The organism is Pseudomonas sp. LFM046 (genome assembly GCF_000949385.2).
GTDB lineage: Bacteria > Pseudomonadota > Gammaproteobacteria > Pseudomonadales > Pseudomonadaceae > Metapseudomonas.
In genome coordinates, this window is record NZ_JYKO02000001.1 from 5,443,937 (window position 1) to 5,459,128 (window position 15,192).

The window sequence follows — 15,192 nt, forward strand, 5'->3', positions numbered from 1 at the left end:
CGTGCTGCTGTCATCTCCGCCGCTGGCGGGAGCTTGGTTCCGCTACTGGCGGACCAGTTAATCATTCTATTGGCCGGTCGGGCGGACGGTTGTGCATCTCTTGCAGTGGCTTGTGCATTTGTTGCGAGCCCGCGCCGCAGCGAAACTGCGACGGGGTGACGCCCAGATGCCGGCGAAACGTCCGGGTGAAGTGCGAGACATTCGGCAACCCCACGGCGCAGGCGACCTCGGTTACCGAGACGCGAGGGTTGATCAGCAGGTCCAGGGCACGTTCGAGCCGGTATTGGCAGAGGTAATCGCGAAAGGTCAGGCCGAAAGCACGCTTGAAGGTCCGGCTGAACTCGTAGATGCCCATCTGGCAAGAGCCCGCGACGTCCTGAAGCCGCATCGGCTCGGAATAATGCCGCTCCATGTAGTTCAGGGCGAGCTGGGCTGCCCCTGACGAATGGCCCGGCGCACTGACCCGGCTCTCCAGCGGGATATAGGGCGCCGGCATGGCGATCTGCCGAGGGCTCTGCTGTTGCAAGGGGAGGACGGTCAGGAGCGTCGTGATCCGCGTGCAGAGCTCCTCGGGGGTCACCGGCTTGACCAGGAAGTCCCAGACCCGGGTGCGAAATGCCCACACAGCCAAGGCCTCCGAGTGCTGGAGGGTGAGCATCAGGATGGGAAGAGACGGATAGGCCTGCTTGGTGGAGCGCAGCGCCTGCAGGGAAGGTATGTCGGGATAGTCGTACTCGAAGCACGACAACAGTGGCGTGGCTTGATCGATGTTCTCGGGTATGGCGGCCCGTTCAACGACACGCCAGATCTGGAATTGCGCTTCCAGTTCCCCTACCGGGCTGGGCGCGGCCCTGTTGGTGCGAAGATCCGCCCAGACGAGACATGGCAAGTTCATCACGCTGTCTCCCGCCGCACTGCTGGCCGTCGGTCCGGCCATTTTATTGGAAGGAATGGACAAGCAGCCCGCCGACTGCCCGACGGGGGCGGGGCAAATTCAGGACAGTAGGATGGGTCGGGCGGCGTTCCGCGAGCGGAGCGATACCCATCGATCCGTTATCACGTGGATACTCCCCATACCCATTTCCCGGCCTTGTTCGCGCCCGACTGCATCCTTCACGTGCCCCGGTCACGGTCAGTCCCAGGACCGCCTCGGCTACTCCACTGGCAACGAAGAAACCGTCGATGCCATCAACGATGGCCGGGCCCTAAAAAGCATTGATCCGCGTCGGCCATCCGAAGTGCCAGCAATTGGATGAATGGTCCACCCGCGAAGTCATCCGCACCCTGCGCGGCCAGGAGGCCGAGAACGACGTCTACCTCCGCCGCGATTTGATGACCTGGCAATCCTGGCGGCTGATGCTGCTGGAATGACTGGGGGACTATGAATGCCGTGGGAGAAAGCGCCGCGCTACGAGTCGACTTAGCGTCCGGATCACGCCTGAATGCGCTTCCAAGCGAAGCGCGGGTCGCACCGTCCAGACGACCCAAGAAATTGCCCCCGCCGGATCGCCCCGGCGGGGGCTATTCATTCACGGCGCGAGAAGGCCGGGGACTGAAAGCCCAAGACCAGAGCCGCCGCACGCTCACCGCGAAAATTCCGTGTTCGTTGAAATCCCTTTCCTACCGCCCACGGGACGCACGGCGCGAAAACGAAAAAGCCCCCGCCGGATCGCTCCGGCGGGGGCTTTTCATTCACTGGGCGAGGATCAGACCTTGCTGCGCTCGTAGCGCTTGCGGTCGTTCTCGTTCAGCAGCTTCTTGCGCAGGCGAATGGACTTCGGCGTCACTTCCACCAGCTCGTCTTCGTCGATGAATTCCAGTGCCTGTTCCAGGGTGAACTTCAGCGCCGGGGTCAGCTGGATGGTCTCGTCCTTGCCGGAAGCGCGCATGTTGTCGAGCTTCTTGGCCTTGGTGGGGTTGATCACCAGGTCGTTGTCGCGGCTGTGGATACCGGCCAGCTGGCCTTCGTAGACTTCGTCGCCCGGGGACAGGAACAGCTTGCCGCGGTCCTGCAGGGTTTCCAGGGAGTAGGTCAGCGCGGTGCCGGTGGCCATGGAGACCAGCACGCCGTTCTGGCGGTGGGCGACGTCGCCGGCCTTCACCGGACCGTAGTGGTCGAAGGTGGAGGTCAGGATGCCGGTGCCCGAGGTCATGGTCAGGAAGGCGTTACGGAAGCCGATCAGGCCACGGGCCGGGATCACGTATTCCAGGCGGATACGGCCCTTGCCGTCGGGGATCATGTTGGTCATGTCGCCCTTGCGCAGACCCATCTGCTCCATCACCGGACCCTGGTGCTGCTCTTCGATGTCGATGGTGACGTTCTCGTAGGGCTCCTGCTTCACGCCGTCCTTCTCGATGATCACCACTTCCGGGCGGCCCACGGCCAGCTCGAAGCCTTCGCGGCGCATGGTTTCGATCAGTACGGACAGGTGCAGTTCGCCACGGCCGGAAACCTTGAATTTCTCGGCGGAGTCGCCCGCTTCAACGCGCAGGGCCACGTTGTGCAGCAGTTCCTTGTCCAGACGGTCCTTGATGTTGCGGCTGGTGACGAACTTGCCTTCGCGGCCGGCGAACGGCGAGTCGTTGACCTGGAAGGTCATGCTCACGGTCGGCTGGTCAACGGTCAGCGGCGGACGGGCTTCGACGTTCTGCGGGTCGCACAGGGTGTCGGAGATGAACAGCTCTTCCATGCCGGATACGCAGACGATGTCGCCGGCTTCGGCTTCGGCCACTTCCACGCGCTGCAGGCCCGAGTGGCCCATGATTTTCAGGATACGGCCGTTGCGGCGGGTACCGTCGTCGCTCACGGCAACGACCTGGGTGTTGGACTTGACGCGGCCACGGGCGATACGGCCGATGCCGATCACGCCGAGGAAGCTGTTGTAGTCCAGCTGGGAGATCTGCATCTGGAACGGGCCGTCGACGTCGACGTCCGGCACCGGCACGTGGTCGATGATGGCCTGGAACAGGGCGTCCATGTTGTCGTCCATCTTCTCGTGGTCCATGCCGGCGATGCCGTTCAGGGCGCTGGCGTAGACGATCGGGAAGTCGAGCTGCTCGTCGGTGGCGCCGAGGTTGTCGAACAGGTCGAAGATCTGGTCGATAACCCAGTCAGGACGCGCGCCCGGACGGTCGATCTTGTTCACCACCACGATCGGACGCAGGCCGGCCTTGAACGCCTTCTGGGTCACGAAACGGGTCTGCGGCATGGGGCCGTCCTGGGCGTCCACGACCAGCAGTACGGAGTCCACCATGGACATCACGCGCTCGACCTCACCGCCGAAGTCGGCGTGGCCGGGGGTGTCCACGATGTTGATGTTGTAACCGTTCCACTTGATGGCGGTGTTCTTCGCCAGGATGGTGATGCCGCGCTCTTTTTCCTGGTCGTTGGAGTCCATCACGCGCTCGTTTTCCGCTTCTTTGCGGTCGAGGGTGCCGGACAGCTTCAGGAGCTTGTCCACCAGGGTGGTCTTGCCATGGTCGACGTGGGCGATGATGGCGATGTTGCGGAGATTTTCGATCACGTTTGTATCTCGATCAGAGGATTCGGTTTGCCGCGCAGTCTATGCGGCACATATGAATGAAGTGCGAATCAGGCGGCCCGATGGTCGGGAGGGCGATGGCGGATGCTGCCGCCGAACAGCCCGGGCTGTTTAGGCCGGACGATAAACACGCACATTGGCATGCCCCTCGCTGAGCAAGTGGTGGGCATGCAGACGGCTCATCACGCCCTTGTCGCAATACAGGAGGTACTGGCGGTTGGCGTCCAGGTCCTTGAAGCGGTTATTGACCGCATAAAAAGGCAGGGCCTGCACTTCGATGCCGGGCAGCTCCAGGGGGTCGTCTTCCTGGGCGTCAGGATGGCGGATGTCGAGGACAATCTGCCCCGGCAGGGCTTCGCGCACTTCCTCCACGGCCAGGTCCTGGCCCAGCTCATCGATCACGCGGTCGATGGGCACCAGGCGGGCGCGCTCCAGGGCACGCTCGAGGATGGCCATGTCGAACTGCTCTTCCTCGTGTTCGATGCGACCGGGTTTGGCACGGGTGGTCGGGTTCACCGAGATCACGCCGCAGTATTCGGGCATGTGCTTGGCGAACTCGGCGGTGCCGATCCGGGTGGCGGTGTCGATGATGTCCTGCTTGTGGCTGGCGATCAGCGGGCGCAGCACGAGCATGTCAGTGGCCGAGTCGATCACCGAGAGGTTCGGCAGGGTCTGGCTGGAGACCTGGGAGATGGCTTCGCCGGTGACCAGCGCATCCAGGGTCAGCTTGCGCGCCATGCGGGTGGAGGCGCGCAGCATCATGCGCTTGAGCACCACGCCCATCTGGCTGTTGTCGACCTTGCTGAGGATTTCGCCGACCACTTCCTCGAAGGGCACGCTGATGAACAGCACGCGCTGGGACCGGCCGAACTTCTCCCACAGGTAGTGGGCCACTTCCATCACGCCCAATTCGTGTGCACGGCCACCCAGGTTGAAGAAGCAGAAATGGGTCATCAGGCCGCGACGCATCATCTGGTAGGCGGCGACGGTGGAGTCGAAGCCCCCGGACATCAGCACCAGGGTCTGCTCCAGGGAGCCCAGCGGGTAGCCGCCGATGCCGTCGTGCTGGTGATGGATGACGAACAGGCGCTGGTCGCGCACTTCCATGCGCACCAGGACTTCCGGCTTGTTCAGGGAAATGCCGGCGGCATTGCACTCCTGGCGCAGGCGGCTACCGACGTAGCGCTCCAGCTCCATGGAGGTGAAGTCATGCTTGCCGGCGCGCTTGCAGCGCACGGCGAAGATCTTGCCGGGGATCTGGTCGGCGTAGTGCAGCTTGCACTTTTCCAGCACATCGTCGAAGTCGCCCAGCGGGTACTCGTGCACTTCGAGGAAGTGGGTGATGCCGGGGGTGCAGGTCAGGCGCTCGATCATCTCGCGCAAGAGCTTCGGCTCGGTCTGCCGGGTCTCGACTTCGAGGTTGTCCCAGACGCCGGTCACCTCGAGCTCCGGGTCCAGGTCTTTCAGGACCGCGCGGATGTTCTTCGAGAGCTGGCGGATGAAGTGCTTGCGCACCGGCCGGCTCTTGATGGTGATTTCCGGGAAGACTTTGACGATGAGTTTCATGAAAACAGCGCTTGCGACGGCCGCCGAAAAAGAGGGGCGCGGATTATAGCGGAAATTGTTCAAGCTTTGACCAAAATCATTCAGCAAAACCCATCACGCACCAAAATGGATCACGCACACCGAATCAGGCACGAAAAAGGTGCGCAATTTTGCGCAGAATCGGAGCAAGGCCCCCGCCAGGCGTGAGTTTTGGGGCTTCTGCCCATAACGGGGCACTGGCACGCTAATTGCTCCCTTGTGAGGCAGGTCGCCCTGGCGGACTATCCCGCCCCGGCTTCACTACGAATTCTTTGAGGGGTTAACGGTTTCCCGCCCCCTTTCCTTCTGGAGGACAACATGTCGAAGTCGCTTCAACTGATTAAAGAACACGACGTGAAGTGGATTGATCTGCGCTTCACCGACACCAAGGGCAAGCAGCAGCACGTGACCATGCCGGCCCGTGACGCCGATGACGAGTTCTTCGAACACGGCAAGATGTTCGACGGTTCCTCCATCGAAGGTTGGAAAGGCATCGAAGCCTCCGACATGATCCTGCTGCCGGACGACAGCACCGCCGTGCTGGACCCGTTCACCGAAGAGCCGACCCTGATCCTGGTCTGCGACATCATCGAGCCGAGCACCATGCAAGGCTACGACCGCGACCCGCGTGCCATCGCCAAGCGCGCCGAGGAATACCTGAAGACCACCGGTATCGGTGACACCGTGTTCGTCGGTCCGGAACCCGAGTTCTTCATCTTCGACGAAGTGAAGTTCAAGTCCGACATCTCCGGCTCCATGTTCAAGATCTTCTCCGAGCAGGCCGCCTGGAACACCGACGCCGACATCGAAGGCGGCAACAAGGGCCACCGTCCGGGCGTGAAGGGCGGCTACTTCCCGGTACCGCCGGTCGACCACGACCACGAAATCCGTACCGCCATGTGCAACGCCCTGGAAGAAATGGGCCTGGTGGTCGAAGTTCACCACCACGAAGTGGCGACTGCCGGCCAGAACGAGATCGGTGTGAAGTTCAACACCCTGGTCGCCAAGGCTGACGAAGTTCAGACCCTGAAGTACTGCGTGCACAACGTTGCCGACGCCTACGGCAAGACCGTGACCTTCATGCCGAAGCCCCTGTACGGCGACAACGGCTCGGGCATGCACGTTCACATGTCCATCTCCAAAGATGGCAAGAACACCTTCGCTGGCGAAGGCTATGCCGGCCTGTCCGACACCGCCCTGTACTTCATCGGCGGCATCATCAAGCACGGTAAGGCCCTGAACGGCTTCACCAACCCGGCTACCAACTCCTACAAGCGTCTGGTTCCGGGCTTCGAAGCTCCGGTAATGCTGGCCTACTCCGCCCGCAACCGTTCCGCCTCGATCCGTATCCCGTACGTGAACAGCCCGAAAGCCCGCCGTATCGAAGCGCGCTTCCCGGACCCGGCTGCCAACCCGTACCTGTGCTTCGCCGCACTGCTGATGGCCGGTCTGGACGGTATCCAGAACAAGATCCACCCCGGCGATGCCGCCGACAAGAACCTGTATGACCTGCCGCCGGAAGAGGCCAAGGAAATCCCGCAGGTTTGCGGCAGCCTGAAAGAGGCGCTGGAAGAACTGGACAAGGGCCGCGCGTTCCTGACCAAGGGCGGCGTGTTCAGCGACGACTTCATCGATGCCTACATCGAGCTGAAGAGCGAAGAAGAAATCAAGGTGCGCACCTTCGTGCACCCGCTGGAATACGACCTGTACTACAGCGTCTGATCCACGAATACCTATAAACAGCGTCAACATTAAGGCCTCCCTCGGGAGGCCTTTTTTATTACCGAGATCGGGGACATTGCATCTTCTGTAGGGGCGAATTCATTCGCCAAGGGCTGCGCAGCAGCCCTCTAAAGCGTCCGGGGCAGACCTACGGTCTGCTTGGCGAATGAATTCGCCCCTACAAGGGACATGCAACCCTCGGTCAGATCCCCCCATCCGCCGGCACGCCCGGCTCCTGCGCAGGCTCGCTGCCTGGTCTGCGCATCCGACTGAGCTGCACGTTCAGCCGCGGCATCGACAACTCCAGGCCGGATTGGTCGAGGCGCCGGCGCAGCCGGAGGTTGAACGCCCGCTGCACTTCCCACTGCTTGATCGGCGCGGTCTTGAAGCGGAAGCGCAGGATCGCCTGGCCATTGTCGAAGCTCTCCACACCCTGCATTTCCAGCGGTGACCACAAGCTGCGGTAGACGGACGGGTCGCTGCGCAACTCCTTGGCCACGTCCTGGACCAACGCCAGGGCATCGTCGATGGGCATGCTCGACGGCACCGGCCAACGGAACATGGCGTAGCCGAACTGCCGCGAGTAGTTCTTGATGCTCTTGATCTCACTGAAGGGGATGGTGTGCACCACGCCATCCAGGTCGCGCAGGCGCACGGTGCGAATGGTCAGCCCCTCCACCGTGCCCAGGTGGCCGCCGACATCCACGTAGTCATCGATGGACAGCGAGTCCTCGATGATGATGAACAGCCCGGTGATCAGGTCCGCCACCAGGGATTGCGCGCCGAAACCGATGGCCAGGCCGATCACGCCGGCACCGGCCAGCAGCGGGGTGACGTTCATGCCCATGTTGGCCAGGGCGACGATCAGGGCGATGACCGCGATGGTCACGAACAGGACATTGCGGATCAGCGGCAGCATGGTCAGGGCGCGGGTGTTGCCACGGTTGCGACCGCTGACGCCCAGGCTGTGCTGCACCGCCGTGTCGGTGAGAATCCACACCAGCCAGGCCACCAGCAGGGTGGTGCCGAAGCTCACCACTTTCATGCTGATCTGTTCGCCATCGCCTTCGGCGAAGCGGATCAACGACATGCCCCAGACCCGCAGGCCCACTTCGACGAAGAACAGCACCACCGCCAGGTGCACCAGCGTGAAGCCGAAGCTCTGCAACTTTTCGATGTAAGGCGCACTGCGTCGCGGCCCTTCGCCGACGCGGCTGGAACGGCGGCGGATCAGGCCGATCACCGTCATCGCCACCATCGCCAGCACTGCCGAGAGCAGCGCACGGCGCAATGCCGAACTGCTGTCGCCGGCGGCGACGAAGGTGGCGAACAGGGAAGTCCCCACCAGCAGCAGAACCGGTACGAACCACAGTGAGCCGACCAGTTGCACCAGGTCGTGCAGGCTGCGCTGTTTGATGCGCCGCCCCAGGGGTTGGTTGCGGATCAGGTGGGCGATGGGACGGCGGAAGCGCAGCACGAACAGCGCGGTGAGCAGCCCAGCGCTGGCATTGGCCAGGGTGCTCAGGCAGATCGCCGTGTGTTCGCCCAGGCCGGCGATCAGGCGCGGATCGTGGGCCACCTCGCCGAGAGCCGCCAGGCTGCCGATCAACCAGAGCGGGCGGAAAGCCTGGCGCCGCAGGATGTCCAGCGCCCGCTGGCGGTGCGGCCCGCCGAGCAGCGACAGGCAGATCACGCAGAGCGCGGAGAACAGCGTGCCACAGACCAGCACATAGGCCATCACCATCGCCAGGGTCTTGCTCAGGGAACTGGGCAGCACCACCGACAGATAAAGGGTGATCAAAAAGGCGATCAGCCAGGGGCCGAGTTTGCGCAGGGCGAACTGCACCAGGTCGCGGGTCTTGGGGTTGTGCGGCAGCTCCAGCGACAGGCCGAAGCGCTCGCGCATGCGCCGCCCCACCCAGAGCAGCGCCGACGCGAGGCACGCCCAGAGCAGGATGACGATGGAGAAATCGAAGACGATGGCCGGCAGCTCGCGCCAGTCCGGCATGCGCTCCTCCAGCTCGGCATGGGCCAGCTCGAACTGCCTGCCCCACAACCGAAGCGGGCTGTTCTCGCCCTGGAAGCGCCTTTCCAGGCCGCCAAGGGTGTCGCCGATCAGGGCCAGCACGCCCGCATCTTCTTCCTTGCCCTTGCGGGTGACGTCACGCATCTGTTTCAGCTTCGTCAGCAGGTCGGCACGCTGCTTGTCGTTCTCCAGGGTCTGGATCACCTGGTTCAGCGATTGTTCGAGCTGGGCATCGCTGACCTTTTCTCCGTTCGCGGAATTCATCGCCAGCGGATTGGGCAGTGCCGCCTGGCTCTGCGGCACGCAGAAAAGGCCGAGGAGCAAACAGAGCAGCAGTGGCAGGAGCGAGCGAAAGGACGGTATGGGCACGAGAAAGGCATCCCCCAGAAGCAGAACGAAGGACCGCATCATACAAAGGCTGCTGTGCGGCATGCGGCGGCAACAGGGACAACGGGGCTCGCCAGCAGTTCGCCAGCGTCCCCGGGACAGGAACCGGCTGCGGCCCTTTTCAGAGATTTCCTAACGTGTGCCAGCGCACAACGGCCATGCAAGGCCTGTCGCACAATGCCCGACTTGCCAGCACGCCAACTGGGTGCAAGGCTTGGCATAGGTTTTTGGAGACCGCCCCCATGCGCCTCATCGTCATCGGCCTGCTGCTGGCCACCGCACTGCCAGCTGCCGCCCAGATCTACAAATACACCGACGCCAACGGCAACACGGTATTCACCAATCAGCCCCCGGACGGCACCGCCGCCGAACAGGTGGAGCTGCCGCCGACCAATGCCGTGCAGGCGCAGCCGCCCACCGCCCCGGTCGACGACAACGCAGCGGTCGAGAACCAGGATGCCTACCAGGTGGTGGAGCTGACCAATATCCCCGACGAGGAAGCCCTGCGCGCCAACAATGGCACCTTCACCGTCGGCGTCCATCTGGAGCCACGCCTGAGGCCTGGGCATAGTCTGCGCCTGCGCCTGGACGGCGAGCCCTACGGCCAGGCCGCCAATGTGCCGAGCCTGCAGCTGGTGAACATCGACCGGGGCGAACACAGCCTGTTGGTGGATGTGCTCTCAGGCACTAAAGTGGTGCAGAGCAGCGCCCCCGTGAGTTTCACCATTCAGCGAGTCAACACCAGCAGCCCGGCGCTGCGCCCCCCACCCGCCCCGACGCCCCGCCCCAGCAACTGACCGATGACCCGATTCCTGCTTCTCGCCCTCCTCCTCCTTGGCCAGCCCGTGCTGGCCGAGGTCTATACGTACATCGACGACGAGGGTAACCGCGTCTTCACCGACCGCCCCAAGGCGGGCAATGCCAAGCGCCTGGAGATGGCGCCGTCCAATGGCATGGGCGCGCCGGCCCCGATCCAGCCACCGCCGCTCTATGCCAAGCCCATTCCGCGCGAGCAGGGCTACCAGGTGCTGCGTATCCTGGTGCCGGAGCCCGACGCCACCATTCGCGATATGGAGGGCAACCTGATCGTCAGCGCCGTCAGCGAGCCGGGCCTGCGCGCCGGCCACAGCTACCGCCTGCTGCTGGATGGCAACGCGGTGGGCGAGCCGGGCCGCAGCCCGGTGTTCCCCTTGCAGAACCTGGATCGCGGCACCCACCAGTTGGCGGTGGAGATCATCGACCTGCAGGGCCGCATGGTGGAACGCACCCCCAGCCAGCCGGTGCACATCATGCGCACCTCGCTGGCACAGAAGCGCCAGGCCCGCCCCTGCAAGAAGGACGACTACGGCGTGCGCCCGGAATGCCCGCTGAAGGACAAGCCGAAGGAAGAAAAAGACATCCCCTTCGTGCCGTTCATCTGACTCCCGCCCCACGGCAAGACAACAGCCCACCACCAGTCCGCTGGTGGGCTGAAGCCCACCCTACGGGCTCATTCGCACCATTTCGGTGCAATGCCCTGCACCGATTTCTATACTCTCCCCATTTTGGTTCGCCACGAACCGGACGATCTGCTCTGAAAGGCGGCCCCGGCCAGCAGAAACCCTGTTTTCCCGCGTCTTTTCAGGGCTTTGGTTTGCTTCTTGCATTTTCCTGTCATCGCCACGAGCGCCGAAGCCATGACCATAAACGACGCACTGCACCGACTGTTGCTCGACAACCTGACCACTGCGGTGATCCTGCTCAACGCCGACCTGCGCCTTGAGTACATGAACCCGGCGGCGGAGATGCTCCTGGCCGTCAGTGGCCAGCGCAGCCATGGCCAGTTCATCAGCGAGCTGTTCACCGAGTCCCCCGAGGCCCTGGCGTCCCTGCGCCAGGCCGTGGAACAGGCGCACCCCTTCACCAAGCGCGAGGCCATGCTGACCTCCCTGTCGGGGCAGGCGATCACCGTGGACTACGCGGTGACCCCCATCCTCAACCGGGGCGAGACCCTGCTGTTGCTGGAAGTGCACCCCCGTGACCGCCTGCTGCGGATCACCAAGGAAGAGGCGCAACTGTCCAAGCAGGAAACCACCAAGCTGCTGGTTCGCGGCCTGGCCCATGAGATCAAGAACCCCCTTGGCGGCATCCGTGGGGCCGCCCAGTTGCTCTCCCGCGAACTGCCGGACGAGTCGCTGAAGGACTACACCAACGTCATCATCGAAGAGGCCGATCGCCTGCGGAACCTGGTGGACCGCATGCTCGGCTCGAACAAGCTGCCGTCGCTGGCGATGACCAACATCCACGAGGTGCTGGAGCGCGTCTGCAGCCTGGTGGATGCCGAGAGCCAGGGTGGCATCAATTTGGTGCGCGACTACGATCCGAGCATCCCCGACCTGCTCATCGACAAGGAGCAGCTGATCCAGGCGGTGCTCAATATCGTGCGCAACGCCATGCAGGCCATCTCCGGCCAGAACGAGCTGCGCCTCGGCCGCATTACGCTGCGCACCCGCACCCTGCGCCAGTTCACCATCGGCCACACGCGCCACCGCCTGGTGACCAAGGTGGAAATCATCGACAACGGCCCGGGCATCCCGGCCGAGCTCCAGGAAACCATCTTCTACCCCATGGTCAGCGGTCGTCCGGACGGTACCGGACTGGGGCTGGCCATCGCCCAGAACATCATCAGTCAGCACCAGGGCCTGATCGAGTGTGAAAGCCATCCCGGGCACACCGTCTTCTCGATCTTCCTGCCGCTGGAACAAGGAGCCTCTTCGTCATGAGCCGTACTGAAACCGTCTGGATCGTCGACGACGACCGTTCCATCCGCTGGGTCCTGGAAAAGGCCCTGCAACAGGAAGGCATGACCACCCAGAGCTTCGAGAGTGCCGACAACCTGCTCGGGCGCCTGACCCGACAGCAGCCGGACGTGATCATCTCGGACATCCGCATGCCCGGCGTCAGTGGCCTGGACCTGCTGGCGCGGATCCGCGAGATGCACCCGCGCCTGCCGGTGATCATCATGACCGCCCACTCCGACCTGGACAGCGCCGTGGCGTCCTACCAGGGCGGGGCCTTCGAATACCTGCCCAAGCCCTTCGACGTGGACGAGGCCGTTTCCCTGGTCAAGCGCGCCTTCCAGCACGCCCAGGAACAGCAGGGCCTGGAAGCCCCGGCCAGCCAGACGCGCACCCCGGAGATCATCGGCGAAGCACCGGCCATGCAGGAGGTTTTCCGCGCCATCGGCCGCCTCAGCCACTCCAACATCACGGTGCTGATCAACGGTGAATCCGGTACCGGCAAGGAACTGGTCGCCCACGCCCTGCACCGCCACAGCCCGCGCGCGGCGTCGCCCTTCATCGCCCTGAACATGGCGGCGATCCCCAAGGACCTGATGGAGTCCGAGCTGTTCGGCCATGAGAAAGGCGCCTTCACCGGCGCCGCCAACCAGCGACGCGGCCGCTTCGAGCAGGCCGATGGCGGCACGCTGTTCCTCGACGAAATCGGCGACATGCCGGCGGACACCCAGACCCGCCTGCTGCGGGTACTGGCCGATGGGGAGTTCTACCGCGTGGGTGGTCACACCCCGGTGAAAGTGGACGTGCGCATTATCGCCGCCACCCACCAGAACCTGGAAAACCTGGTGCAGGCCGGCAAGTTCCGCGAGGACCTGTTCCACCGCCTCAACGTCATTCGCATTCACATTCCGCGCCTGGCCGACCGTCGCGAAGACATCCCGGCGCTCGCCCGGCACTTCCTCGCCCGCGCCGCCCAGGAACTGGCGGTGGAGCCCAAGCTGCTGAAGAACGAGTCCGAGGACTACCTGAAGCACCTGCCCTGGCCGGGCAACGTGCGCCAGCTGGAGAACACCTGCCGCTGGATCACGGTGATGGCTTCCGGCCGCGAGGTGCATGTCGACGACCTGCCGCCGGAACTGCTCACCCAGCCCCAGGACGCCACCCCGGTGACCAACTGGGAACAGGCCCTGCGCCAGTGGGCCGACCAGTCCCTCGCGCGCGGCCAGTCCGGCCTGCTGGACAGCGCCGTGCCGGCCTTCGAGCGCATCATGATCGAGACCGCCCTCAAGCACACCGCCGGCCGCCGCCGGGACGCCGCCGTGCTCCTGGGCTGGGGCCGCAACACCCTCACCCGCAAGATCAAGGAACTGGGTATGAAGGTGGCCGGCGACGACGACGATAACGACGAAGGCTGATTCCAACCCAGGCGGGGCGCGCTGGAGCGCCCCGCCACTCCCCCTCTGGACCGGCTCTTCTGCCTCCCGCCTGCTGTCAGCACTGCATCCCCCCCAATCCCGACCTCGCCCTTACCCCGCTGCGGAGGGTGTCTGGGCTGCACCGTGGGCAACTTCTCCAACGGGGAAATCGGACCCTCACTGGTGCCTGAGCAGCCGAGCTGCCTCAAAAAAGTGCCCCACACAGCAGCCTGATCAGCCCTCGATGCCTAACGCAGCGTCCCCCTGCGGGCTGAGCCACATTCGCCAACACCAGTAATCACGGGGCTTTCAGGCATATGGGCAAAGCAATTGAAGGTTTTTTTCAAAAGCTGGCACAACCCCTGCAATAACTCAGACAACAGCAGTTTCGGGGGCCCTGGTACAGGCAGGCCAGGGAATCCCCGCTCTTACGACAGGCGAGCTGACGACCTTCAGCCGCCATGGCCCGCAAAGGCCACATGCAGGACAGCGTCGCCCGGAGGCGACCAGGTTTCAGGGGGCCTTGGTACAGGCAGGCCGGGGAATCCCCTCTTTTATCCACAGGCGCGCTGGCTTCCAGCCGCCGGGGCTCCGCAGGTGCCCAACGCAATCCAGCGTCGCCGACCGCAGACGGCGACCACGCTTCAGGGGGCCTTGGTACAGGCAGGCCGGGGACTCCCCTCTTTTATTCGACGTGCAGGCTGACCTGCAGCCGCCAGTGCCCGCCCTCGGCGCCACCGTGCCACTCCCCGCGCAACGGCCGCGTCGCCACAAAGCGCAGCAGCACGCCCTCCGTCGCGCGTTGCACCCGCCAACTCACCGGCGCAGCGCCCAGGTTCAGCCGCCCCCGGGCCGCCCGGCCGTCCGCACCGAGTACCAGCGCATAGGCGCCCTCCAGTTCCTCGGCACGCACCTCCGGTTCATGGTCGAACCAGAGCACCAGGCCATCCTGGCGAACTTCGATGCGTTGCAACTGCACGAGTTCTGGCTCGGTCAGGCGGCCGATCATCATCCCCACCATCAACCCGAACAGGGCCAGGGAGAACAAAAAGCGCGGCCACAGATTCGGCCGCGGATCGTCATCGGGAGTAGAATGCCGCCCGTCTTCGGGCTCGGGGCCACCCATGTTTCACGTCATCCTGTTTCAACCGGAAATTCCGCCGAATACCGGCAACATTATCAGGCTGTGCGCCAATTCTGGCTGCCACCTGCACCTGATCGAACCCCTGGGATTCGAGCTGGACGACAAGCGTCTGCGCCGCGCCGGCCTGGACTACCACGAGTACGCCACGCTCAAGCGCTACGCCGACCTGGAGAGCTGCCTGGAAGCCCTTGGCCAGCCGCGTGTTTTCGCCTTTACCACCAAGGGCACGAAGCTGTTCCACGAAGTGGCCTTCGAGAAGGGTGATGCCTTCCTCTTCGGCCCGGAAAGCCGCGGCCTGCCCCAGGAAGTCCGGGAAAGCCTGCCGCCCGAGCAGCGCCTGCGCCTGCCCATGCGCCCCAACTGCCGCAGCCTGAACCTCTCCAATACCGTTGCCGTGGCGGTGTACGAGGCCTGGCGGCAGCATGATTTCAGTCTGGATTGAGCGTGGCAGCGCCTCTGCTGGGCGCATCTTCCTGTAGCGGCGAATTCATTCGCCAAGGGTCGCGAAGCGGCCCCCGGGTACCTTCAGGGGCAGACCTTCGGCCTGCTTGGCGAATGAATTCGCCCCTACAAGTTTTTCGCCCAACCCCGACCA

Annotated in this window: 12 protein-coding genes; 7 read left to right on the forward strand and 5 right to left on the reverse strand. The window is 64.0% G+C overall.

Features of this window, described 5'->3' with window-relative positions; genetic code table 11:
- Positions 1 to 61 precede the first annotated feature (61 nt).
- Positions 62 to 958 (reverse strand): helix-turn-helix domain-containing protein, encoded by an 897-nt coding sequence (locus TQ98_RS25010; protein ID WP_146036038.1) that lies wholly within the window; start codon positions 956 to 958, stop codon positions 62 to 64.
- Between the two features lie 290 nt (positions 959 to 1,248).
- Between TQ98_RS25010 and TQ98_RS28290 the strand changes: the two genes are divergently transcribed.
- Positions 1,249 to 1,371, forward strand: coding sequence for a hypothetical protein (locus TQ98_RS28290; RefSeq protein ID WP_277949297.1), 123 nt, complete (start codon positions 1,249 to 1,251; stop codon positions 1,369 to 1,371).
- A 335-nt stretch (positions 1,372 to 1,706) separates the two neighbouring features.
- Here the strand turns inward: TQ98_RS28290 and typA are convergent, their stop codons facing one another.
- A complete protein-coding gene (gene typA / locus TQ98_RS25015; RefSeq protein ID WP_044873032.1) occupies positions 1,707 to 3,524 on the reverse strand; it encodes a translational GTPase TypA in 1,818 nt (605 codons plus the stop codon).
- Between the two features lie 129 nt (positions 3,525 to 3,653).
- Entirely contained in the window at positions 3,654 to 5,108 is a 1,455-nt protein-coding gene (gene thiI / locus TQ98_RS25020; protein WP_044873033.1) for a tRNA uracil 4-sulfurtransferase ThiI, read from the reverse strand.
- Between the two features lie 336 nt (positions 5,109 to 5,444).
- Here thiI and glnA point away from each other — a divergent pair, with 336 nt between their 5' ends.
- On the forward strand, positions 5,445 to 6,848 hold the full coding sequence (gene glnA / locus TQ98_RS25025; RefSeq protein ID WP_044873034.1) for a glutamate--ammonia ligase: 1,404 nt from the start codon (positions 5,445 to 5,447) through the stop codon (positions 6,846 to 6,848).
- A gap of 202 nt (positions 6,849 to 7,050) precedes the next feature.
- On the opposite strand, the gene TQ98_RS25030 is transcribed toward glnA, so the two are convergent.
- Positions 7,051 to 9,285: a mechanosensitive ion channel domain-containing protein gene (locus tag TQ98_RS25030; protein WP_044873035.1), complete on the reverse strand. Its 2,235-nt coding sequence runs from the start codon at positions 9,283 to 9,285 to the stop codon at positions 7,051 to 7,053.
- A gap of 218 nt (positions 9,286 to 9,503) precedes the next feature.
- Here TQ98_RS25030 and TQ98_RS25035 point away from each other — a divergent pair, with 218 nt between their 5' ends.
- From TQ98_RS25035 to ntrC, 4 genes are all read left to right on the forward strand, one after another.
- Positions 9,504 to 10,058, forward strand: a complete 555-nt coding sequence (locus tag TQ98_RS25035; RefSeq protein ID WP_044873036.1) for a DUF4124 domain-containing protein — start codon at positions 9,504 to 9,506, stop codon at positions 10,056 to 10,058.
- A 3-nt stretch (positions 10,059 to 10,061) separates the two neighbouring features.
- Positions 10,062 to 10,682 (forward strand): DUF4124 domain-containing protein, encoded by a 621-nt coding sequence (locus TQ98_RS25040; protein WP_044873037.1) that lies wholly within the window; start codon positions 10,062 to 10,064, stop codon positions 10,680 to 10,682.
- 255 nt (positions 10,683 to 10,937) lie between these two features.
- A complete protein-coding gene (gene glnL, locus TQ98_RS25045; protein ID WP_044873038.1) occupies positions 10,938 to 12,023 on the forward strand; it encodes a nitrogen regulation protein NR(II) in 1,086 nt (361 codons plus the stop codon).
- Entirely contained in the window at positions 12,020 to 13,453 is a 1,434-nt protein-coding gene (gene ntrC / locus TQ98_RS25050; protein WP_044873039.1) for a nitrogen regulation protein NR(I), read from the forward strand. The genes glnL and ntrC overlap by 4 nt, the downstream gene beginning before the upstream one ends.
- A 685-nt stretch (positions 13,454 to 14,138) precedes the next feature.
- On the opposite strand, the gene TQ98_RS25055 is transcribed toward ntrC, so the two are convergent.
- On the reverse strand, positions 14,139 to 14,579 hold the full coding sequence (locus tag TQ98_RS25055) for a hypothetical protein (RefSeq protein ID WP_044873040.1): 441 nt from the start codon (positions 14,577 to 14,579) through the stop codon (positions 14,139 to 14,141).
- Between TQ98_RS25055 and trmL the strand changes: the two genes are divergently transcribed.
- Positions 14,578 to 15,039 carry a tRNA (uridine(34)/cytosine(34)/5-carboxymethylaminomethyluridine(34)-2'-O)-methyltransferase TrmL gene (gene trmL, locus TQ98_RS25060; RefSeq protein ID WP_044873041.1) on the forward strand — a complete coding sequence of 154 codons (462 nt, stop codon included), beginning with the start codon at positions 14,578 to 14,580 and terminating at the stop codon, positions 15,037 to 15,039. The genes TQ98_RS25055 and trmL overlap by 2 nt on opposite strands.
- Positions 15,040 to 15,192 lie beyond the last annotated feature (153 nt).